Source organism: Flavobacterium zepuense (assembly GCF_007097145.1).
Classification (GTDB): Bacteria; Bacteroidota; Bacteroidia; order Flavobacteriales; family Flavobacteriaceae; genus Flavobacterium; species Flavobacterium zepuense.
The window spans coordinates 126,689-148,404 of the sequence record NZ_VJVZ01000009.1 but is presented as its reverse complement, the minus strand read 5'-3'; the positions used below and the strand labels follow the sequence as shown (position 1 = coordinate 148,404).

General features: G+C 41.8%; 20 protein-coding genes. 11 read left to right on the top strand and 9 right to left on the bottom strand.

Features of this window, described 5'->3' with window-relative positions:
- Positions 1 to 110 precede the first annotated feature (110 nt).
- The 6 genes from FMM05_RS14370 (at position 111) to FMM05_RS14345 (ending at position 11,119) form a co-directional block, all read left to right on the top strand.
- Entirely contained in the window at positions 111 to 3,155 is a 3,045-nt protein-coding gene (locus FMM05_RS14370; RefSeq protein WP_143374088.1) for a SusC/RagA family TonB-linked outer membrane protein, read from the top strand.
- An 11-nt stretch (positions 3,156 to 3,166) separates the two neighbouring features.
- Positions 3,167 to 4,702, top strand: coding sequence for a RagB/SusD family nutrient uptake outer membrane protein (locus tag FMM05_RS14365; protein ID WP_143374087.1), 1,536 nt, complete (start codon positions 3,167 to 3,169; stop codon positions 4,700 to 4,702).
- 12 nt (positions 4,703 to 4,714) lie between these two features.
- Entirely contained in the window at positions 4,715 to 6,268 is a 1,554-nt protein-coding gene (locus FMM05_RS14360) for a PKD domain-containing protein (RefSeq protein WP_143374086.1), read from the top strand.
- 5 nt (positions 6,269 to 6,273) lie between these two features.
- Positions 6,274 to 7,929, top strand: a complete 1,656-nt coding sequence (locus tag FMM05_RS14355) for a glycoside hydrolase family 16 protein (RefSeq protein WP_143374085.1) — start codon at positions 6,274 to 6,276, stop codon at positions 7,927 to 7,929.
- A gap of 113 nt (positions 7,930 to 8,042) precedes the next feature.
- On the top strand, positions 8,043 to 10,340 hold the full coding sequence (bglX, locus tag FMM05_RS14350; protein WP_143374084.1) for a beta-glucosidase BglX: 2,298 nt from the start codon (positions 8,043 to 8,045) through the stop codon (positions 10,338 to 10,340).
- Between the two features lie 11 nt (positions 10,341 to 10,351).
- Positions 10,352 to 11,119, top strand: coding sequence for a glycoside hydrolase family 16 protein (locus FMM05_RS14345; RefSeq protein WP_143374083.1), 768 nt, complete (start codon positions 10,352 to 10,354; stop codon positions 11,117 to 11,119).
- Positions 11,120 to 11,193: 74 nt separating this feature from the next.
- Here the strand turns inward: FMM05_RS14345 and FMM05_RS14340 are convergent, their stop codons facing one another.
- Genes FMM05_RS14340 through FMM05_RS14330 form a run of 3 tightly spaced genes read right to left on the bottom strand, consistent with a single transcriptional unit; the run spans position 11,194 to position 12,470 of the window.
- Positions 11,194 to 11,481, bottom strand: a complete 288-nt coding sequence (locus FMM05_RS14340; RefSeq protein WP_143374082.1) for a hypothetical protein — start codon at positions 11,479 to 11,481, stop codon at positions 11,194 to 11,196.
- Positions 11,481 to 11,894 (bottom strand): DUF6691 family protein, encoded by a 414-nt coding sequence (locus tag FMM05_RS14335; protein ID WP_143374081.1) that lies wholly within the window; start codon positions 11,892 to 11,894, stop codon positions 11,481 to 11,483. The genes FMM05_RS14340 and FMM05_RS14335 overlap by 1 nt, the downstream gene beginning before the upstream one ends.
- Positions 11,895 to 11,903: 9 nt before the next feature.
- On the bottom strand, positions 11,904 to 12,470 hold the full coding sequence (locus tag FMM05_RS14330) for a YeeE/YedE family protein (protein WP_143374080.1): 567 nt from the start codon (positions 12,468 to 12,470) through the stop codon (positions 11,904 to 11,906).
- Positions 12,471 to 12,600: 130 nt separating this feature from the next.
- On the opposite strand from FMM05_RS14330, the gene FMM05_RS14325 reads away from it, so the two are divergent.
- The 3 genes from FMM05_RS14325 (at position 12,601) to FMM05_RS14315 (ending at position 14,848) form a co-directional block, all read left to right on the top strand.
- On the top strand, positions 12,601 to 13,050 hold the full coding sequence (locus tag FMM05_RS14325; protein WP_143374079.1) for a 2-dehydro-3-deoxyphosphooctonate aldolase: 450 nt from the start codon (positions 12,601 to 12,603) through the stop codon (positions 13,048 to 13,050).
- Positions 13,051 to 13,141: 91 nt separating this feature from the next.
- The gene (kdsA, locus tag FMM05_RS14320; protein ID WP_143374078.1) at positions 13,142 to 13,960 is read left to right on the top strand and encodes a 3-deoxy-8-phosphooctulonate synthase; all 819 of its coding nucleotides are present in this window, start codon (positions 13,142 to 13,144) and stop codon (positions 13,958 to 13,960) included.
- Between the two features lie 24 nt (positions 13,961 to 13,984).
- Positions 13,985 to 14,848, top strand: a complete 864-nt coding sequence (locus FMM05_RS14315; protein WP_143374077.1) for a hypothetical protein — start codon at positions 13,985 to 13,987, stop codon at positions 14,846 to 14,848.
- Between the two features lie 374 nt (positions 14,849 to 15,222).
- Here the strand turns inward: FMM05_RS14315 and yajC are convergent, their stop codons facing one another.
- From yajC to FMM05_RS14295, 4 genes are all read right to left on the bottom strand, one after another.
- Entirely contained in the window at positions 15,223 to 15,507 is a 285-nt protein-coding gene (gene yajC / locus FMM05_RS14310) for a preprotein translocase subunit YajC (RefSeq protein ID WP_143374076.1), read from the bottom strand.
- 15 nt (positions 15,508 to 15,522) lie between these two features.
- Entirely contained in the window at positions 15,523 to 16,020 is a 498-nt protein-coding gene (locus FMM05_RS14305) for a DUF1573 domain-containing protein (RefSeq protein ID WP_143374075.1), read from the bottom strand.
- Between the two features lie 21 nt (positions 16,021 to 16,041).
- Positions 16,042 to 16,953: a transcription antitermination factor NusB gene (nusB, locus tag FMM05_RS14300; RefSeq protein ID WP_143374154.1), complete on the bottom strand. Its 912-nt coding sequence runs from the start codon at positions 16,951 to 16,953 to the stop codon at positions 16,042 to 16,044.
- Between the two features lie 122 nt (positions 16,954 to 17,075).
- Positions 17,076 to 18,179 (bottom strand): Glu/Leu/Phe/Val dehydrogenase dimerization domain-containing protein, encoded by a 1,104-nt coding sequence (locus FMM05_RS14295; protein ID WP_143374074.1) that lies wholly within the window; start codon positions 18,177 to 18,179, stop codon positions 17,076 to 17,078.
- 197 nt (positions 18,180 to 18,376) lie between these two features.
- Between FMM05_RS14295 and FMM05_RS14290 the strand changes: the two genes are divergently transcribed.
- Both FMM05_RS14290 and FMM05_RS14285 read left to right on the top strand, forming a co-directional pair.
- A complete protein-coding gene (locus FMM05_RS14290) occupies positions 18,377 to 20,134 on the top strand; it encodes an ABC transporter ATP-binding protein (protein WP_143374073.1) in 1,758 nt (585 codons plus the stop codon).
- A 69-nt stretch (positions 20,135 to 20,203) separates the two neighbouring features.
- On the top strand, positions 20,204 to 20,575 hold the full coding sequence (locus tag FMM05_RS14285; protein ID WP_143374072.1) for a PUR family DNA/RNA-binding protein: 372 nt from the start codon (positions 20,204 to 20,206) through the stop codon (positions 20,573 to 20,575).
- A gap of 179 nt (positions 20,576 to 20,754) precedes the next feature.
- Here the strand turns inward: FMM05_RS14285 and FMM05_RS14280 are convergent, their stop codons facing one another.
- Complete coding sequence (locus FMM05_RS14280) at positions 20,755 to 21,087, bottom strand: tRNA-binding protein (protein ID WP_143374071.1); 333 nt, start codon at positions 21,085 to 21,087, stop codon at positions 20,755 to 20,757.
- A gap of 83 nt (positions 21,088 to 21,170) precedes the next feature.
- Complete coding sequence (locus FMM05_RS14275; RefSeq protein WP_143374070.1) at positions 21,171 to 21,716, bottom strand: hypothetical protein; 546 nt, start codon at positions 21,714 to 21,716, stop codon at positions 21,171 to 21,173.

Sequence of the window (21,716 nt, the reverse complement as noted above, 5' to 3'; positions counted from 1 at the left end):
GAGTTTTTAAGCCATTATTTGCAGATTGTATATTTTTTGTAGAGGTATATTTTAATGACAGCAATATAAAGTGGTTTAATTTTATAAAATCACAAAAACCATTTATTTATATGAAGTCAAAATTATTTTGGATTGCTTTTATGCTAATGTCCACATTTTGCTTTGCGCAGGATGTAGAGATTAGCGGACAAGTAAAAGAAGCCGTAACCGGATTGCCTATACCCGGCGTTAATGTGGCTGTAAAAAATTCAACTTTAGGCACCACAACCGACCTCGATGGAAATTACACCCTAACCGTTCCCACAGGTGCTACAGTTGTATTTAGCTACATAGGCTTTGAGAACTTTGAAAAAGTAATTACTAACCCCGAAAACATTACCGTATCTCTTAAAGAAAGTGCTAAAACGCTTGATGAAGTTGTGGTAATAGGTTACGGCAGCCAACGCAAAAAAGAAGTTACAGGCGCAGTAAGTACTGTGAGCGCTGCCACATTAGAAAAGTTAAGGCCCTTTAAAGTAGAACAGGCATTGCAGGGTACTGTATCTGGGGTTAATGTAACAACCCAATCAGGTGCACCGGGTGCGGGCCTAAGCATTAGGATAAGAGGTATTGGTACCAATGGTACTGCCGATCCTGTTGCTATTATAGACGGCTACCAAGGCGAACTTGGACTTTTAAACCCAGCTGATATAGAAACCATTACCGTACTTAAAGATGCGCAGGCAGCCATTTACGGTACACTGGGTGCTAACGGTATTATATTGGTAACTACTAAAAAAGGCCGTAAAAACCAAAAACCACAGGTATCATATAATGTGTACAGTGGTTTCCAGGAAACTACAAGAAAATTACCTACGCTCAATGCTACAGAATATGGCGCGTTACTGAACGAAAGCTATGCCAATGGCGGACAGCCGCTTCCCTACCCTAATCTTTCAGGCTTGGGTAAAGGAACAGATTGGCAAAATGAAGTTTTTGGTAAATCGGTACCCGTTATTAACCATGATATAACCGTAAGCGGCGGATCTGAAAAAATTACTTATTCGGTAGGCGCATCGCGCTTAGATCAGGATGGTATTGTAGGTGGCGATAAGGCCGATTTTCTTAGGAATACAGCCCGTATGGCGCTTGGGGCAGATATTACCGATAAGCTTAAAATGAATGCCAACGTAATTTTTACCCAGTTTGATCGCAGGTCGCTTAACGAAAATGCCTTAGGTTCGGTGTTATTTAATGCACTTAACGTGCCGGCGGTGTTAACACCATACGATGCTGAGACGGGGCAGCTAACACTTGTTCCTGCTACTGTAGGTTATGGTAACGAAATCATTAACCCATTAGCCCAAATAGAAAACACGTATAACAATTATAACTTCAAAAAACTAAACGGGTCTTTTGGGCTTGATTATAATGTAATTAAAGGATTAACCGTAACCGGCCGAATAGGCTTTAACTCAGCTAACAGCAAATCAAGAACGTTTGCCAAGCAGTTAGACTACGGTACGGGGAAAATATACAATGTAACCCGCAGCAGTGTTACACAAGGTGCTGTTAATGATAACAGCTACACGTTTGACCTTTTCGCGGTTTACAATAAAACATTTGCCGAAAACCATAATATAACTGCCACTGTTGGTACCACTATTTACAAAGAATGGGGTAACGGATTGTATGCTACAGGTTTTGATGTACCTAACAACTCCTGGGAATTTGCCGACATAGGACTTGCAAACGGCTTGAGCGATGCAAAGACAAACAGTTCTTATGGTTATGATGAAAGAAGGATATCACAATTTGCAAGGGTACAGTACGACTACAAAGGCCGTTATTTGCTATCGGGTATGATAAGGCGTGATGCCTCAACCAAGTTTGGCCCTAACAACCGTGTGGGTTATTTTCCGTCGGTTACCGGTGGATGGATCATATCTGACGAATCGTTCTTTGGCGATTCAGCCAAAATATCACTTTTAAAGCTTAGGGCCAGCTACGGTACCCTTGGTAACGACCAGATACCTAACAATGGCTACCTTTCTTTACTTGGCGGCGAGGCAGTTTATGTTTTTGATAATGCCATTACACAAGGTACCGCTACAGGCCAGGTAGCTAACCCTAACCTTAAATGGGAGGAAGCCCAAAAATTTGATGTGGGCCTTGATATGAACATGCTTAATGACAAACTAACCTTTGTTGCCGATTACTTTATAGATACCCGTAAAGACCTGTTAATCCAGCGTATACCGGTATCGGGGATTATTGGCACAAATGCACCCGGAGCAAGCTCTCCTACGGCAAATGCAGGTACGGTAAGAAACTCAGGTTTAGAGCTGGCGCTTGGTTACAAAGATAACCTTTCAGATAACTTCTCTATAGATGTAAACTACAATGTAACCTTTATTAATAACGAGGTAACAGCGGTTAATAACGGTACCGGTTTTGTACCGGGTGGCAATTTTGGCCTTGCCGAAACCTCATCGAGGATGGAAATTGGCAAGCCTATGGGCTACTTTTACGGCTACCAGATGGAAGGCATCTTCCAGAACCAGGCTGAGATTGATGCTGCCCCTATACAATCAGGGTTAGGCAGTACGTCAGTTTCACCGGGAGATATCCGCTTTAAGGATGTTAACGGCGACGGAATGATAACAGCTCTTGATAAAACCGATATAGGCAACCCAATACCTAATGCTACTATGGGCTTTAACTTAACCCTTAACTACAAAAGCTTTGACTTTACCACTTATGTTTTTGCATCATTGGGCAACGATATGGTTAGAAATTACGAAAGGACTGTACCCAACGGTAACCGCCTTAACTACGTACTTGACCGCTGGACGGGCGAAGGCACCAGCAATAGCGTACCAAGGGTAACTACAGGTGCTACAAACAACAATGTGTTCTCTTCGTATTTTGTGGAGGATGCTTCGTACTGCAGGATCCAGAACGTTCAGTTAGGCTACTCTATCAAGCCGGAGCTTATAGGAAGCTTTTTTACAAGGGCCAGGATTTATGTTGGTGTAAACAACTTATACACATTTACTAAATATATGGGTTATGATCCCGGTGCATCATCGGGTGCTCCTGTGGGCAGCGGTGTAGACTACGGTTTTTACCCTGTGCCAAGAACGTATATGGTTGGGGCAAACATTAATTTTTAATTTTAAGTACAATGAAAAAGAATATAATAGCAGCTATAGCAGTATTTAGTATAATAACATTATCCGTGTCGTGCGGAGACGATTTTGTAGAGCGCGACCCTGTATATTCTATCAGCGGTGAGAACTACTTTAACTCTAAAGACGATTACGAAAAAGCCCTTATAGGCGTATATGATGTTTTGCAATCCAGCTATGTAAATGTAATGTTAGGCGAAATTGCATCAGATAATACCCTTGCAGGTGGCGAGAGTGCTACGGATACTCCCGGTTTCCATCAGGTAGATGATATGAACCATACCCAGGTTAACCCTAACCTGCGTGATGTGTGGAACTGGATGTTTGCCGGTGTGAGCAGGGCAAATTATATAATGGAATTTCAGGATAAGACCGATTTTGAAGGCAGGGAACAAATAATCGCACAAACCCGTTTTTTAAGGGCTTATTTTCACTTTGAGCTTGTAAAATGGTTTGGCGGCATTCCAATGAAAGGCGATGTTCGTTTTGAAGTTGGCGATGAAACATCCATACCACGATCTACACCAGAGGAGGTTTACGCTTCTATAGAGGCCGATCTTTTATACGCTATAGATAACCTGCCTACAGGCGCACAGGCTAATGGCCGTGTGACGGTGGGTGCGGCAAGGGCATTGCTTGGTAAAGCTTACTTATATTGGGCTACTACAGGCACAGGCGCTCAGGTAGGTACTGCAACACATCCCGAGAAATTTGCACAGGCAGCTGCCATGCTCGAAACTGTAATACAAAGCAATACGTATACTTTAGTACAGGATTACAGTACCATTTTTGAGAATAATAACGAGAACAATTCAGAGTCGGTATTTGAAATACAATATACTGATGCTGAAGGTGGAAGCTTTGACTGTTTACAGTGTAGCGAAGGTAACGTGGCAGTGGGCTTTAACGGGCCAAGGGGCTTTAACGGGCCGTTATTTGAGTCGGGTTACAGCTTTAATGTACCGGTACAGGAAGCATATGATGCTTTTGAGGAAAGCGACTTGCGCAGGGATATCGCTATACTTAACATACAGGCGTTTGCCGATGCAAATACCGACTGGAACAATGGTGCCGGTGTACAGTATGGACAAGGCTATCAGCACACCGGTTACTTTAACCGCAAATATATACCGCGTGTGGGCGATGCTAACTTACAGGATGTTAACCTTACCAACCCTAACAATTACAGGTCTATACGCTATGCTGACGTATTGCTTATGGCATCAGAAGCTTTTGCTAAAACCGGCGATGATGCTAAGGCATTATTATACTTAAACATGGTAAGGGAGCGTGCTTTTGGCAACGCAACCCATAACATTAGTGCATCAGGGGCTGCATTGTTCTCGGCTATAGAACTTGAAAGGAGAAGGGAACTTGTAGGCGAAGGCCACCGTTTCTTTGATCTTGTAAGGACAGGAAGGGCTGCTGCCGAAATAACAGGCTTTACAGCAGGTAAAAATGAGGTTTTCCCTATCCCTTACGAAGAAATGCAGTTCTCTAACGGTAACTGGACACAAAACATTGGCTATTAAAAAATTACAACTATGAAAAACATTAAATATTTAATAGGTATCCTTTTTATTGGCCTTATGGCCGGATGCCAGGGAGATGATGGAGATATCTCCTTTGTAGAGAATGGCGAGGCTCCAAAAAACCTTTCGGCGCTATTTACAATAACACAGGATAATACGGGTACGGTTACTATAAGCCCCAACGGCGAAGGCGTAATAAGCTACGAACTGTATTATGGCGACGGCACAGCAGAGCCTGTTGCACTTGGCCTGGGTGAAAAAACAACCCACGTTTATCCGGAAGGTACTTATGATGTGCGCATTATTGCTACTAACATTAATGGCAAAACTACCGAGGCTATCCTACCCCTAACCGTTGCTTTTATCGCTCCGGAAAACCTTGAAGTTACGGTAACTAATGTAGTAGGCAACCCTTTTTTAATAAACGTTACCGCTACAGCTGATTATGAAACATTTTTTGAAGTTTGGTACGGTGATGATAATGCAGCAGCTCCGGTTCAGTTTAATGAGGGTACTACGGTATCACACACGTATACAGCACCAGGCACATATACTGTTACAGTAGTAGCCTATAGCGGTGGTGTGGCAACATCTACACAAACCGAGACGGTCACTATATCTAACCCTATGGTGTTGCCTATAACTTTTGAAGACCAAACGCTTAGCTATACCTTTGGTAACTTTGGTAATGCCATAAGCACGGTTGTAGACAACCCTAACTCCGGTGGCATAAACACCAGCTCAAAAGTAGCAATGCAGGTAAAAAATGCAGGTGCCGAAACGTGGGCAGGTTCATTACTAACATTAGATAACCCTATTACCAACATTGGCGCGATGCCGGTATTTAAAATGAAGGTATGGAGCCCTGCAGCCGGTACGGTATTTCTTCTTAAGTTAGAAAACCTTGCCGATGCAACCATTAACCATGAGGTACAAGCTGTTACAACCGTTGCCAACCAATGGGAGGAACTAACTTATAACTTTAGTGGGGCCAATGCAGCGCAAGCCTATTCTAACGTAATTGTGTTCTGTAACTTTGGGGTTACAGGCGGAGGCGAAACCTATTATTTTGATGAGATCACGCAGTCGGCAGGGGCAACAAACTCTATGTTCCCTATGACTTTTGAAAATGCCGGTACTGATTATACGTTTAACGATTTTCTTGGTGCTGCAACATCGGTAGAAAATAACCCTGCACCGGGCGGAATCAACACCAGCAATAAAGTAATGAGGATGTTTAAGCCTGTTGGCGGCCAGCAATGGGCAGGATCATACAAAACGTTTACCAGTGCAATTGATTTTTCATCAAACCATATCGTAAAAATGAAGGTGTACAGCCCCATAGCAGGCCTGCCGGTTATCTTTAAGTTTGAGAACGGCGTTGAGGCAAATAACATCGAAAAATCAACCACCACTACTGTTGCTAACCAATGGGAAGAGCTAACATTTGATTTTAGCGATATTAACAATGCCAACGGTTATAAAACCATTACCCTGTTTTTTAATGCCGGTGTTTTAGGCACAGATGATATGTATTACTTTGATGATATACAACTTACAAATTAAAAACTATGAAAGAGAATTTTAAGAAATTAGGAAAGTTCCTGTTGCTGCTTGTACTGGCAAGTAGTTGTCAGGATGATGATAAAAGCTTTGGCGATATCAATGCACCTACAGGTTTGGTAACAAGCTACGAAATCGTGGGCAAGGATGATGCAAACCCTAACGGTAATGGTAGTGGCCAGGTTGTGCTTCATGCTAAGGCAGATGGTGCTATGACCTATAAATTTGTATACCCTGACGGTAGTATTGATGCTAACGGGCAGGGGCTTATTACAAAACGTTTTTCTGATAATGGCGTACACAGCTATACAGTTGCGGTATTAGCAACGGGTAAAGGCGGTGCTACCACTACAGGAAGCATTTATATAGAAGACCTGTTGAGCATCTTTAACGATCCTGTTACTACACAGCTATTAACAAATAACAGCAGCAAAGTATGGTACTGGGCACAAAGTGAACAGGGACACCTTGGTGTAGGGCCTAACACCCCTACCGGCAATAATTACTGGCCTGAGTGGTACTCGGCGCAGCCTAACGAAAAAGCAGCTTCCGAAACCAGCAGCTGCCTCTACGACAACAAACTTACATTTACACTTCAAAACGATATCATCAAATTTAATCTTGATAACGGTGGTAAAACATTCTTTAACAAAGACTTTACTTACCTTGTTGAAGCGCAAAATGAAGATTATTGCCTGCCTTATGATACTACACAAGATCATACTGTTTTATTAGGCCCGGCCGAATCGTTTGTACCGGAACAGTTTACCACCGGTATTCAAATGAAATTTACCAATAATGGTTTTATGGGCTATTATATTGGCGCTGACACGTATGAGATCTTAGAGATTACTGCAACCCGCATGGTAGTTAGGGCAGTTATGGGTGGTAACGAGGGCCTTGCCTGGTACCATACTTTTACAACGGTAGACCCTAACGGTACGCCGGATCCTCAGTATAATACACTTTTTTGGGCTGATGAATTTGATATAGATGGCCCTCCTAACCCTGCCAACTGGACACCGGAATTTGGTAACAACAATGGTTGGGGTAATCAGGAAAAACAATACTATAAAGCAGAAAATGCTGTGGTACAAGGCGGTTCGTTATTTATAACTGCTAAAAAAGAAGAAGTAACCAATGTACCGGGTGGTCCGTTCCACTACACATCTGCACGTATAAAAACGCATAATAAATTCGACTTTACCTATGGCAGGGTAGAAATCAAAGCAAAACTAACATCTGGTGTGGGTACATGGCCTGCGTTATGGATGCTGGGTTCTAATTATGCCACTACTCCGTGGCCTGCCTGTGGCGAGATCGATATGATGGAGTACGCGCCATGGCTTGGTACAAATACCATGCACGGTACACTGCATTACCCGGGTAACTTTGGCGGTAGTGCAAATTCAACCACTACAAACATCGATAACCCAACAGATTGGCACGTATATACGCTTATCTGGAGCCCTAACTCCATTACCTGGTCTATTGATGGTGCACCGGCATACAAAACGTTTATAAACGGCCCTCAGCACCCGTATTTTAACTGGGATTACTTCCTGATATTTAACGTTGCCATGGGCGGTAACATGGGTGGAACCATCGACGAGAATTTTGTACAAAGCGCCATGGAGGTAGATTACGTTCGCGTTTACCAATAATATTTTTTCCTTTTCCAATAACATCTATCCAATTTCACTATTTCCAGTCAGTATCGGGAGGTTACCACACACGTAACCTCCCTGCTTGCTGGTTTTTTACTAAAAAATAGCCAATGAAATACACTTTACCAAAATACATACTTGCAGCATGCCTTGCTGTTGCCATGGGATGTAGCGCTACAAAACAGAATAACGTTGCCGTAAAAAGCACACAACTGCCCTTAGACCGCAAAGTAGACAGCGTACTGGCACTAATGACCCTTGAGGAAAAAGTGGGCCAGATGAACCAGTATAACGGCTTTTGGGAAGTTACCGGCCCTGTGCCAAAAGAGGGTGCGGCTGCCTTAAAATATGAGCATCTTAAAAAAGGCTGGGTAGGCTCTATGCTTAATGTTAAAGGGGTAAAAGATGTAAAGGCTCTGCAAAAAATTGCCGTAGAGGAAACCAGGCTGGGCATACCGGTTATTTTTGGTTTTGATGTTATCCACGGGTTTAAAACCATTAGCCCCATACCTCTTGCCGAAGCGGCAAGCTGGGACTTGGAGGCCATAGAAAGATCTGCACAAATTGCCGCAGCAGAAGCGGCAGCAAGCGGCCTTAACTGGACATTTTCCCCTATGGTAGATGTAAGCCGTGATGCACGCTGGGGCCGCGTGATGGAAGGCGCTGGCGAAGATACCTACCTTAACAGCCGCATTGCCGAGGCACGGGTTAAGGGTTTCCAGGGAAATTTAGGCGAGTTTAGCGTGGCAGCGTGCGTAAAGCACTTTGCAGGCTATTCTTTTGCCGAAGCAGGAAAAGACTATAACACAGTGGAGGTTAGCAATAACACACTTCATAATATAATACTGCCTCCGTTTAAAGCTGCGTCTGATGCAGGTGCATTAACCTTTATGAACTCATTTAACGAGCTGGAGGGCATCCCCGCAACGGGCAATGCTTTCTTGCAAAGGCAGCTACTTAAAGGCGAATGGGGCTTTAAAGGCTTTGTTGTGAGCGATTGGGGCTCTATGGGAGAGATGATTCCGCATGGGTATGCTAAAGACATGAAAGAGGCAGCTATGTATGCTGCCAATGCCGGCAGCGATATGGATATGGAATCCTACGGATATGTAGAGCACCTTGCGGCACTGGTACGCGAAGGAAAAGTATCTCAGGATAAAGTAGATGATGCCGTACGCCGCATACTGCGTGTAAAATTTATGCTTGGCCTGTTTGATGATCCGTATAAATATTGCAACGAAGCCCGCGAAAAGCAAACCATTGGCAAAAAGGAGTTTCACGATGGTGTGCTGGATGTGGCAAAAAAATCTATCGTGCTGCTTAAAAACGAAAAGAACCTGCTTCCGTTAAAGAAAACAGGGCAAAAAATAGCGGTTATCGGTGCATTAGCCGATGATAAAACGAGTCCGCTTGGCAGCTGGCGCATCGCAGCCGATGACGGCACTGCGGTAACCGTATTGGAGGGTTTAAAAAAATATCCGGGCAACGCCATTACCTACTCAAAAGGGGCTGATGTCGCTTTAGGCAAGGTGGTCTTTGGCAGTGAAACCAAAATTAACATGACCGATAAAAGCGGTTTTTCCGAAGCTGTAAATGCCGCAAAGTCAGCTGATGTGGTTATTATGGTTTTAGGTGAACACGGCTTGCAAACCGGCGAAGGCCGCAGCCGCAGCGACCTTAACCTGCCGGGCGTTCAGCAGGAATTGCTGGAAACCGTTTACAAAGCCAACCCTAATATTGTGCTGGTACTTAACAACGGCCGGCCGTTAACCATACCGTGGGCGGCACAAAACATTCCGGCTATTGTAGAGGCCTGGCAGCTGGGCACACAAAGCGGTAATGCTATTGCACAGGTGCTGTATGGTGATTATAACCCAAGCGGCAAGTTACCTATGAGCTTTCCACGCAATGTAGGTCAGGAGCCTTTATATTACAACCATAAAAGTACGGGCAGGCCGGGCAACGGGCAGCCTACCGAAAGCGTTTTTTGGTCGCATTATATTGATGTTCAGGATGGTGCCCTCTACCCTTTTGGCTACGGCCTTAGCTATTCTAAATTTGAATACAGTAACCTGAAAGTGAGCAGCAACAGCTTTGGCAAGGGCGGCAAAGTATCGGTTAGTGTAGATGTTACAAACAGCAGTAAGGTTGATGGTAAAGAGGTAGTGCAGTTGTATTTGCGCGATCTTATCGGGTCGGTAACGCGGCCTGTACGGGAGCTTAAAGATTTTGAGCTTACTGAAATAAAGGCGGGACAAACCAAAACCATTACCTTTGCAATAAACGAAAAAACGATTGAATTTTATACAGCAAATAACAAATGGGAAGCCGAACCGGGCGACTTTAAAGTGTATGTAGGCGGGAACTCTTCAGCAACATTAGAGGCGTCCTTCGGCTACACCAATTAACATATCAAACTATGAACAAACTATCTGTATTACTGTTACTTACAGGCGTTATTGGCACTGCCCAGGTTAAAAAAGGCAAGCTCATCTGGGAAGAGAACTTTGATGGTAAAGCCCTTAACGAAAAGGTGTGGAATTTTGAGCTTGGCAATGGCTGCCCCAATAATTGCGGTTTTGGAAACGCTGAAAAACAGACCTATACCAAAACAAACCATAAGGTGGAAGGTGGTTTTTTAACCATCACCACCAAAAAAGAAGGCGATACCTATACCAGTACCCGCATAACTACTGAGAGTAAAAAAGAATTTAAATACGGCTATATGGAGGCGCGCCTTAAGCTGCCTACGGGTAAAGGCATATGGCCCGCATTCTGGATGCTGGGCGGCAACATAGATAAAGTGGGCTGGCCTTTAGCAGGTGAAATTGATATTATGGAATATGTTGGCCGTGAACCACATATGGCCTATGCTACTTTACACACTACTGAGACACATGGCGAGCATGCCAATGGGGAAAAAACGGAATTCAAGAATTTAGAGGAAGGTTTCCACACGTTTGGAGTAAATTGGACTAAAGACAAGATTATCTTTTATGTAGATGATAAAGAGGTACATAGCTTTGCTCCGGTAGACAAAAGCGACCCTAAAGTATGGCCATTTAACCAACCCTATTACTTTCTGCTAAACTGCGCTGTAGGTGGTTATTTTGGTGGTATGGAGGTAGATAACAGCATCTTCCCGCAGGAATATGTAATTGATTATATAAAAGTATACTCCAATTAAGGATTTTTTCATTCAAGTTTAGTTAGTTTATCAAGAAAATAGAGCCGCATATTGCGGCTCTATTTGTTTTAACTTTAATACAAAGCGATACCTAATCCAAACAAAACCGCTAAGGCAAAAACATAGTAAAAATAACGGGTTGAATGTAAAAATATGGCAATTAAGCTTGTGAGTGCCAAGGCGATCATCAAACCTAAGATGCCGCTGCAAATAGAGCGCACGGTACCTAAAAAACCGTCATCCTGCGGAAGTAGCCCAAACATAAACAGCAATGAAGCCGCCTGTGCTGCACTGGCAAAAAATATAATGGCAAGTATAATGATACAGGCAAGTTTAAGCCAGTCAGTACTTTTAGTTTCCATTAATGAGGGAGCTTGTTTCTAAGCAATCCGTACAGGTAAGTTCCTACTAAAGAGCCTAATAATATTACTCCCACACCCCAAAATCCTGCGCCTATCAATATAAAAATTGGCCCAGGGCAGGTGCCAATAAGTCCCCATCCTAAGCCAAAAAGCAATCCACCCACAAAGTAGTTGGTAAAGCCCTTATCTTTATCGGCAATGGTAATTGGTTCGCCATGAATATTTTTAATTTTGCCACGTTTAAATATCTGTATACCAATAACTCCCACCACAACGGCAGTCATTATTATGCCAAACATATGGAACGACTGAAAGTGGAACATCTCGTAAATACGGTACCATGACACGGCTTCTGATTTTGTAAGCACTACCCCGAAAAGAACGCCTACCAGTAAATATTTTATGAATTTCATCTTCTGTAATTAAAAAATTAGTGGCAATAGCAGCCACGACATGATCAGTCCACCAATAAAAAAGCCGATAACCGCAATAAGTGATGGCAGTTGCAGGTTGCTCAACCCACTGATTGCGTGGCCTGAAGTGCACCCACCGGCGTAACGTGTACCAAAACCTACCAATACACCGCCAATAAGCAATATCGCCAGTATTTTAGTGTCTTTTAAGGCTTCAGCGCTCGTTAGGGCATCCGGTAAAAGCTTGCCGTTGGGCTCATCTATGTTAAGCTGGTGCAGTTCGGTAATTGTTTGTGGGTTAAGCACAACGGTATCGGCTTTAGTGGGGTCGGTTAAAAATGTAACTGCGAGCCAGCCGCCTATCATTGCGCCAAACACAACGGTAAGGTTCCAACGCTGGGCTTTCCAGTCAAACCTGAAAAACTCTGCGGTTTTGCCCGCTCCCATTATGCTGCACATAGTGCGCAAATTGCTTGACATGCCAAAGTTTTTACCAAAAAATATAAGCAAAAGCATTACTGTGCCTATTAAAAAGCCCGAGATATACCAGGGCCAGGTACCATAAATGTTAAACATGGTGATTTTTATTTTGGTACAAAAATATAAATAAATGGCACGCGGATTACACGGATACGATAATCCGCTGAATCCGTGTTATCGGCGTTCCCTAAAAATTACTAACTTTGCTTTACAATTAACCACCGCTATGAAAAAATACCTGCTTCTGCCCTTTCTTGTGCTTGCCGTAATTGCCTGTACCAGCACGCGCAATACCATCAAAAACATTGACGATAACGCTGTTATGCCGGCACTTACCAAAGAAAAAAACTTTGTTATTACAGAGACCAGCAGCGATAAAAATTATGGCTTTGACCAGGATTACCCTATTAATCTTGGGTTCATGCCCTACCAAAGTGCTGAGATAAATGTTAAGCGTTACTTTGGGGCTTTAAGCGGCCCTGATGGCGAAAAACTTACTTATAATAAGGTAGATAGCTGCTGCCCGTTCCCTTCTAAACGTACCGATATGGGTGCCGGGATTTTAGATATTTATGAGGTAAAATGGGATGGCCTTACCGAACCTAAGCGTATTTATATAAATCTTTACGAAAAAGGTAATATATTGGCACCTATAGGGTTTGGCATTAAAAAATAAGTGCAATGTTACTATACAAAATGATACTAAGCCTTGTGTTACAGCAAGGCTTTTTCTTTTTATCTTTGCAAAATATTTCTAAAATATAAGTATGAACTTACAAAATATCCCCCAGATAAAAAATACAGATAGCGGCAACTTTTTCCTTCTTGCAGGCCCATGTGCCATTGAAGGAGAAGAAATGGCGCTGCGTATTGCTGAAACAATTGTAAAGGTAACCGACAGGCTGCAAATACCTTACGTCTTTAAAGGCTCGTTTAAAAAGGCAAACCGCTCACGTATTGACAGTTTTAGCGGTATTGGCGATGAGAAGGCGCTTAAGGTACTTAGAAAAGTATCGGAAACGTTTGGCGTTCCTACAGTTACGGATATTCATACCGAACAGGATGCCGATATGGCTGCGCAATATGTTGATGTACTGCAAATTCCGGCGTTTTTAGTTAGGCAGACCGACCTTGTTGTGGCTGCTGCCCAAACAGGCCGTACGGTTAACCTTAAAAAAGGCCAGTTTATGAGCCCGGAGAGTATGAAACATGCTGTGCAAAAGGTATTAGATAGCAATAATGAGAATGTAATGGTTACCGACAGGGGCACTATGTTTGGCTACCAGGACATGATCGTAGATTTTAGGGGCATCCCTACCATGAGGGAGTTTGCAACTACCGTGCTTGATGTAACACACTCATTACAACAGCCTAATCAGCTCGCGGGTGTTACCGGCGGAAGGCCCGATATGATAGAAACCATTGCCAAGGCAGGTATTGTAACCGGCGCCGACGGTATTTTTATAGAAACCCATTTTGACCCTGCAAATGCTAAGAGCGATGGCGCTAACATGCTGCACCTTAACTACTTTGAAGGCCTTATGGAGAAGTTGACTGCCATTAGAAAAACCATCAATCAATTTTAATAATACGCATACACAAATTATCTAATGATCAAGCCTTTAGCAAAGGTTCTACTAACTTTTATTATTTTTTCACAGTACGCCTTCGCACAAGATGCGGTAACAGAGCCTGAAAAATATACAGCACACAATAAAGGAAAATTCTATATCTATTACGGTGGAAACCGTGAATCCTACTCAAAATCAGATATAAATTTTAGCGGAGACGGCTACAACTTTACATTACACGATGTAAAAGCCCAGGACAAACCTAAAGGTTGGACCATAGATTATGTTAACCCAACCCGCATGACAATACCGCAAACTAATTTTAGGGTAGGATACTTTATATCAGACCATTACAATATTTCGATAGGTTTTGACCACATGAAATATGTAATGACTACTGACCAGTTTGCTAACATGAATGGTTATATTGATTTGCCACAGGACCAGTCTGGAGCGGTGTTTAATGGCATCTATAACAATGTGCCTAAGCAACTTACAAAAGATTTTTTAGAGTACGAACATACCGATGGGCTTAACTATGTTAACCTGGAAATTGCCCGTGTAGACGACCTTTTAAAGCTCTGCAAAGTAGCCAATAATTCGGATATTTTTCAGCTTAATATAACCGAAGGCGTAGGTGGCGGAGTGCTGTATCCCCGCACAAACACTACGCTTATGGGCAAACAGCGCCATGATGAGTTCCATATTTCGGGTTTTGGGGTCTCTGCAAAAGCAGGTATCAACCTTACCTTTTTTAAGCATTACTTCATTCAGGGTGAACTTAAAGGCGGCTACATCAACATGCCCGATGTCCGCACCACATATGCCGGTATAGACAGGGCTTCGCAGCACTTTATGTTCTTAGAACGCATCATTACATTTGGAGGAATATTTAAAATATAATCTCACTTTTACTTACACTACTACGCCCCTTAATGGGGCGTTTTTGTTTTACACACTTTTCATCAAAAAGTGCTTAATATTTCACTTTTGGATTTCGAGTTACGCTACAAAATACATCTCAAAAAGGAGACTTACTACTATCTGTTTTACCCCTAAACGTAATTTGTAAGACTCATTATATACCGTTCGGTATATTTTTATGATGCCAGTTTGGCTAAATTCCATTTTATACCGATCGGTATATTTATCCGATTTGCATCATTAAAAAATCGATAAACATTCCCGACTTCATTTGCAATTTCTATAGAAAAAATTTATACAAAAAATGCCCTGTCTTTCGACAGGGCATTTTTAAAATTTGTGCATGTATATGCTTATGCAGTTTTAGCAGGAGCATTAAGTTTTTGGCTCAGGTCTAAAGATATTGCCGAACGCTCTAACTTTAGTTTACCCGCCATAGTTTCTATAATTACGGTATCTTCATAAAGTTCTGATATCTTACCGTGAATACCGCTTTTAGTAATAATCTTGTCGCCGGTTTTTAAACCGCTTTCAAATGCTTTTTCAAGCTTGGCCTTTTTTTGTTGTGGCCTTATCATCATAAAGTACATTACCACGATGATAAGTAAAAAAGGTAATAATTGTTGTAATTGTGCCATTTTATATCGTATTGATTAGTGTGCTGCCGGTGCGCCGCCCACAGTCATTGGGTTAGTACCTATGCCTTTGTTCTCTATGTTAGCCTTAAAGTTAAGGGTTTCAGTACCTTTTTCTGTATTAAGGGTAAGGGTTACGGTTTTTTGTACAGCCCCGCTTTTTCCGCTTGAATCAAATACTACCTGCACCTCGCCTGTTGCGCCCGGTTTTACAGGCTCTTTAGTATAGCTTGGTACTGTACAGCCACAGCTTGCTTTTGCATCGCTTATAAGCAAATCGGCAGTACCTTCGTTAGTAAATTTATAAGTGTAGTTTACTTTTTCGCCCGCTGTAATGGTTCCGAAATCGTGGTCTAAAGTTTCAAATTTAGCAAGGGGTAGTTTACCTGACTCAGCATGAGCAAGTTCTGCTTTTTTAGCAGTTGCATCATCTATACGTAATGCGGCATTCTCTTTTTTGCATGATGCCAGTACCAAAGATGCCATTGCAAGTATGGCGACTGATTTTTTGATCATAATTTTTAATTTTAAGTTGTTTTACATTAAACCTCTGCCGGTTTTTATAAGCTTGTTTGTATTTTGGTAATCCTTAACCAGGTTATCCAGTATTCCGTTTATAAAAATACTGCTTTTTGGTGTAGAATATTCTTTTGCAATTTCAAGGTACTCATTTATAGTAACCTTAACGGGGATAGACGGGAACTTTAAAAACTCGCAAATAGCCATTTTAAGGATAATAGCATCAATCTCGGCAATACGCTCGGTATCCCAGTTAGGCGTTTTATCTATAAACTCTTTGGCAAGCTCCTGGTCGTTAAGCATTGTTTTTCTAAAAAGATCGCGCACAAAATCCTTGTCATCAAGGTCTTTGTAAAGCTTAGGCACATAAAAAGCATCGCGGCCTTCGGGCGTTAACTGCCTTAGCTGCTTGCTTAAAAGCGTGTTTACCACGGGTATATCATCTACCCATGTAAGCTTGTAATCTTCAAGGTATTCGTAAAGTTTTTCGTTTGGCGCAATAACCTCTGTAAACAAATCGGCTACAAACTCCCTGTCTTCATCATACGAGCTTGTTTTGCTTTCCATGTATTTAGCATAGATGTCGCTCGCCTTAACAGCCTCAAGAAGTATAAGGATGTAATCGTCATTACGTTTCCAGTTATCAATCTTACGGTCGGCCATAGCAATACTTAACGGATTGCTCTCCTCCAGCAGGATAAGTACCTGATTGTTTACAAATTTTTTGTTGGGATTGCGCTCTGCGGCGGTTGCCAGATGTTTTTTTTGCGATTTTTCTATAAAATCGGCTTCAACGATCCTTAATTCTACCAGGGCCGAAACCATGATAAGGTACAGATCGCGAATGTTTTCTATGCTATGGAACAGGAATTTTTCTTCCTTTTCCAGGTTATCTGAATCATTTTGGCGCATTGCATAAATAGACTGCATTACCTTAACCCGAATATGTCTCCTGTTTAACATCCGCTTTATAAGAACTTTTAAAAATTAGCAAGGCGAAAGTAAAACACTTTCGCCCGGCAAAATTAAGAATACTATTTTTTTTACGCTAATTATTTAGCGGTTTCTTTTTTTCTGTCATCAACACGCTTTTGCGCAATTTGCATTGCTGCCTGGTGCGTGGTAATACCGTTAGCCTCTGCATGGTGAAAAATTTCAAGCGTAGTGTTGTAAATATTCTCGGTCCTTTTAATGGCCTCCTCTTTACCGTAACCTACAATTTCGCCATATACATTTATAATACCACCGGCGTTAATTAAAAAGTCGGGTGCATAGGCAATACCTTTATCCATAAGTATTTTACCGTGTACCTGCTCTACCGCAAGCTGGTTGTTCGCTGCACCGGCAATAACTTTAGCTTTAATTTTATTAATAGTAGCATCATTAATAGTAGCACCAAGGGCACAAGGGGCATAAATATCTACATCGGCACTATATACGTCATCACCTGCAAATATAGTAGCACCATATTTACCGGCAATGTACTGCATCCTTTCTTCATTAATATCAGATATCTGTACCAGTGCTCCCTCTTTAGTAAGGTAATCAATAAGGGTTTCGCCTACGTGGCCTGTACCCTGTACCAGCACTTTTTTACCATCAAGATTGTTAGAGCCAAACTGGTGCATAGCAGCAGCTTTCATACCCATATATACACCGTAAGCAGTTACAGGAGACGGGTTGCCCGATCCTCCTCGGCTTTCAGATATACCGGTTACATGCGGGGTTACATCCCTAATAAGGTCCATATCGGCAGTTGTAGAACCTACATCCTCGGCAGTAATGTATTTACCGCTAAGCGAATCTACAAACTGGCCAAAACGAGTAATCATCTCCGGGGTTTTATCGGTTTTTGCATCGCCAATAATTACCGCCTTACCACCACCCAGGTTAAGACCTGATATAGCCGATTTATAAGTCATTCCCCTCGAAAGCCTTAAAACATCGTTAAGGGCTTCCCATTCATTGGCATACTTCCACATACGGGTACCACCAAGTGCAGGGCCCAAAACTGTGTTATGAATACCAATTATTGCTTTTAAACCAGTATCTTTGTCATGGCAAAAAACAACCTGCTCATGATCGTTAAAAGATGGCTGACCAAACACCGGGTCTACCTTGGTAAGCTCATTAGCCTTAACAACTTCTGCTATCATAATAATTGATTTAAATTTGAAGGATGTTCTAAAATTGTTTTACAAATTTACACATTTTATTGTTCAAAGATAAAATTAAGGTTATTTTTTGCATAAAATACAAAATACGAAAACGTTTTTTAAGATGTTTGCAATAAGGAAACTGCAATATTTTTAACAATAATTACACATTTGCTTAACAGCGAAGCAATAAAAACATGAAAGAATTACAGTATTTAAATAAATATTTTGCTAAATATAAATTTCAATTTTTCTTAGGAATTTTTATTACCATCATAGCACAGGTATTCTCATTATTTACACCGAGTTACATAGGCGACTCCATTTCGGCCATTGAGCAATTCAGCAAAGGGCTAATGACCCGCGATGCGGTTAAGGATGAGTTGTATTTGGATATTATGCTTATTGTAGCCACTACATTAATAGGGGGTGTACTTACCTTTTTTATGAGGCAAACCCTTATTGTAATGTCGCGCCATGTAGAGTTCGACCTTAAAAATGAAGTATTCAGGCATTATGAAAACCTGTCGCAGGGCTTTTACAAACGCAACCGCACCGGCGACCTTATGAACCGTATTAGCGAAGATGTTAACCGCGTGCGCCAGTATGTGGGCCCGGCCATTATGTATGCCTTTAACACCATTATACGCTTTGTGGTTATTATTACCCAAATGTGCATTATATCGCCTAAGCTAACGCTGTACACCCTGTTGCCACTACCTATACTGGCATACAGTATTTACTGGGTAAGTAAAGAGATTAACAAACGCAGTACGCTAACGCAGCAAAACCTGTCGTCGCTTGCCACGTATACACAGGAAATGTTCTCAGGCATACGGGTTATAAAAGCCTATTCGCTTGAAAAGCAAAAAGAAGAAGGCTTTACAGAACTATCGCGCGACAGCGTTAAAAAGAACATGAGCCTGGCTAAGGTTAACGCGCTATTTGGCCCGCTGATGATTTTCTTAATAGGCATAAGCAACCTTGTAGTTATTTACGTAGGTGGCAATATGTACATAAACGGCAGCATTGCCGATATTGGTATTATAGCCCAATTTATACTCTACATAAACATGTTAACCTGGCCGGTAGCATCGTTAGGATGGATAAGCAGCATGGTGCAGGAGGCCGAGGCTTCGCAAAAGCGTATTAACGAGTTCCTTAAAACCGAACCGGATATTAAAAACACCAACCCTAACCACTCTCCGGTATTGGGACAGATAACTTTTGACAAGGTGTCTTTTACCTATGAAGATACCAACATAACTGCACTGACCGATGTGTCGTTTACCGTAAACAAAGGCGAAACACTTGCCATACTGGGGAGGACAGGATCGGGTAAAAGTACGGTATTGTCTTTAATCAGCCGTTTGTATGATGCCGATGGTGGCGTGGTTAAAATTGATAACGAGAATATTAAAGACCTTAACCTGGACGACCTGCGTGGCAGCATAGGCTTTGTACCTCAGGATGCCTTTTTGTTTAGCGACTCTATAGAGAACAATATAAAATTTGGTAAAGAAGAGGCTACTCACGACGAGATTGTAAACGTTGCCAAAAAAGCCGTAGTACACCATAATATAGAGAATTTTACCCATCAGTACGAAACCATACTTGGTGAGCGTGGTATAACACTATCGGGCGGGCAAAAACAAAGGGTATCTATTGCCAGGGCACTTATTAAGGATGCACCCATACTTTTATTAGACGATTGCCTCTCTGCGGTTGATACTGAAACTGAGGAAGCTATACTTAACAACCTGCAGGATTTTTGCCGCGATAAGACTACTATTATTGTGAGCCACAGGGTTTCATCGGCTAAGAATGCCGACAGGATAATTATACTGGAAGATGGTAAAATAATTGAGCAGGGCACTCACAATCAATTGCTAAGTCAGGCAGGATATTACAAAGAATTGTACCTCAAACAAATTTCTGAAAAAGAATTAGGGTAATTAGTTGGATGGTATCGTTTTTTTTTAGATTTTTGGTAGCTGCATAAACCAATTAAAAGAACATAGGTTATGAGAGAAAATGATATGCTGGAAAAGGAAGAGATCTTTTCTAAAGTTTTAAGAGCAGGAAGAAGAACTTATTTTTTTGATGTTAGGGCTACTAAAGCCGATGATTACTACATTACCATTACTGAAAGCAAGAAATTTACCGAAGAAGATGGTTCTTTTCATTTTAAAAAGCACAAAATTTATCTTTACAAAGAAGATTTTGCCGCCTTTAGGGATATCCTTGACGAGATGACAAACTATGTACTTAACAATAAAGGCGAAGAGGTAATATCTGAAAGGCACCAAAAAGATTTCAGGAAACTATTTGGCGACAGGCCGGAAGAAACAGTTACCACTGAAAGCTTTACCAACATTAATTTTGACGATATTTAATATATCTACACCATACAAAAAGCCCGAAGAACATTTAGTTTTTCGGGCTTTTTTGTGGTCTACTGTCATTGCGAGGGAGGCACGACCGCGGCAATCTCAATCGGGAGGCAGGAATAAATAATGGGATCGCTTCGTACCTCGCGATGACACGTTACTACTCATCATTCATAAAAATATACTTACCCTATCCTCAACCCGTTCTCTACTTTAAAATCGGGCGCAAGCAATATAACATCGCCCTCCTGCCCTACGGCGCCAAGCACCAGGCATTCGCTCATAAACTTGCCTATTTGCTTTTTAGGGAAGTTTACAACCGCAACTATCTGCCTGCCCACCAAAACCTCCTTAGTGTAGCGCTTTGTTATCTGCGCCGATGTTTTACGGATGCCTATCTCTGTACCAAAATCTATAGTTAGCTGAAATGCAGGTTTACGCGCTTCAGGGAAGTCGTTTGCTTCCAGCACAGTGCCCACACGCATTTCGGTTTTCTCAAATTCTTCCCAAGTCAACATTTTGTTTCAGGTTTAAAGTTTAAGGTTTGTTTTAAAGTTGATTGTAAATACTAATACTGTAAACTGCGACTGCGACTGAAAACTTACTCCTTCTCAAGCACCACATCTACCGGCTTATTTATTTTACGGCCAAATTTCATGGCTGCCTGCTGGCTTTCGTTACTGCAAAGTACATACATATTGTAACTGTTAAGTGGTATGATAACGGTTTTAAATTTACCCCCGTTCGCTTTGCCGTCTATATCTTCTATTTTAAAGGCAAACCGGTCGGCTTCAAAAGTATTGGATACTGATAAAAAGTAATTATCCTTCGCATACGGAAAAAAGTAACGCTCTTTTGCAGTCTTAACACCTTCAGCCAGGCGCTGGTTATTATCATCAATAAGATAATTAAACCCAAAAAGCATGGGCTGGTTCGCGTTCTTCCAGCTGTAAAGGTTGTTAGTATTAATTACTTCACGCCCTACGCTATCAACAATAGTGATCTTTAAATTTTTGATATTCTCCTTTTTACCGTCTTCATGAACGTCCAGTACCACATACGAGGTAAAATCGTAGCCGCAATGCATGGCATTTTGCTGTGCCTTAACCGATAAACTGATTAATATAAACGCTATAATGTAACGCAT

Excerpts from the sequence above, each read along its gene's own strand:
- yajC (WP_143374076.1), bottom strand. The coding sequence starts at position 15,507 with ATGGCACAATTACAACAATTATTACCTTTTTTACTTATCATCGTGGTA.
- FMM05_RS14305 (WP_143374075.1), bottom strand. The coding sequence starts at position 16,020 with ATGATCAAAAAATCAGTCGCCATACTTGCAATGGCATCTTTGGTACTG.
- FMM05_RS14345 (WP_143374083.1), top strand. The coding sequence starts at position 10,352 with ATGAACAAACTATCTGTATTACTGTTACTTACAGGCGTTATTGGCACT.
- FMM05_RS14295 (WP_143374074.1), bottom strand. The coding sequence starts at position 18,179 with ATGATAGCAGAAGTTGTTAAGGCTAATGAGCTTACCAAGGTAGACCCG.
- FMM05_RS14290 (WP_143374073.1), top strand. The coding sequence starts at position 18,377 with ATGAAAGAATTACAGTATTTAAATAAATATTTTGCTAAATATAAATTT.
- FMM05_RS14335 (WP_143374081.1), bottom strand. The coding sequence starts at position 11,894 with ATGAAATTCATAAAATATTTACTGGTAGGCGTTCTTTTCGGGGTAGTG.
- kdsA (WP_143374078.1), top strand. The coding sequence starts at position 13,142 with ATGAACTTACAAAATATCCCCCAGATAAAAAATACAGATAGCGGCAAC.
- FMM05_RS14365 (WP_143374087.1), top strand. The coding sequence starts at position 3,167 with ATGAAAAAGAATATAATAGCAGCTATAGCAGTATTTAGTATAATAACA.
- FMM05_RS14330 (WP_143374080.1), bottom strand. The coding sequence starts at position 12,470 with ATGTTTAACATTTATGGTACCTGGCCCTGGTATATCTCGGGCTTTTTA.
- nusB (WP_143374154.1), bottom strand. The coding sequence starts at position 16,953 with ATGCAGTCTATTTATGCAATGCGCCAAAATGATTCAGATAACCTGGAA.
- FMM05_RS14285 (WP_143374072.1), top strand. The coding sequence starts at position 20,204 with ATGAGAGAAAATGATATGCTGGAAAAGGAAGAGATCTTTTCTAAAGTT.
- bglX (WP_143374084.1), top strand. The coding sequence starts at position 8,043 with ATGAAATACACTTTACCAAAATACATACTTGCAGCATGCCTTGCTGTT.
- FMM05_RS14275 (WP_143374070.1), bottom strand. The coding sequence starts at position 21,716 with ATGCGTTACATTATAGCGTTTATATTAATCAGTTTATCGGTTAAGGCA.
- FMM05_RS14370 (WP_143374088.1), top strand. The coding sequence starts at position 111 with ATGAAGTCAAAATTATTTTGGATTGCTTTTATGCTAATGTCCACATTT.
- FMM05_RS14355 (WP_143374085.1), top strand. The coding sequence starts at position 6,274 with ATGAAAGAGAATTTTAAGAAATTAGGAAAGTTCCTGTTGCTGCTTGTA.
- FMM05_RS14280 (WP_143374071.1), bottom strand. The coding sequence starts at position 21,087 with ATGTTGACTTGGGAAGAATTTGAGAAAACCGAAATGCGTGTGGGCACT.
- FMM05_RS14340 (WP_143374082.1), bottom strand. The coding sequence starts at position 11,481 with ATGGAAACTAAAAGTACTGACTGGCTTAAACTTGCCTGTATCATTATA.
- FMM05_RS14315 (WP_143374077.1), top strand. The coding sequence starts at position 13,985 with ATGATCAAGCCTTTAGCAAAGGTTCTACTAACTTTTATTATTTTTTCA.
- FMM05_RS14360 (WP_143374086.1), top strand. The coding sequence starts at position 4,715 with ATGAAAAACATTAAATATTTAATAGGTATCCTTTTTATTGGCCTTATG.
- FMM05_RS14325 (WP_143374079.1), top strand. The coding sequence starts at position 12,601 with ATGAAAAAATACCTGCTTCTGCCCTTTCTTGTGCTTGCCGTAATTGCC.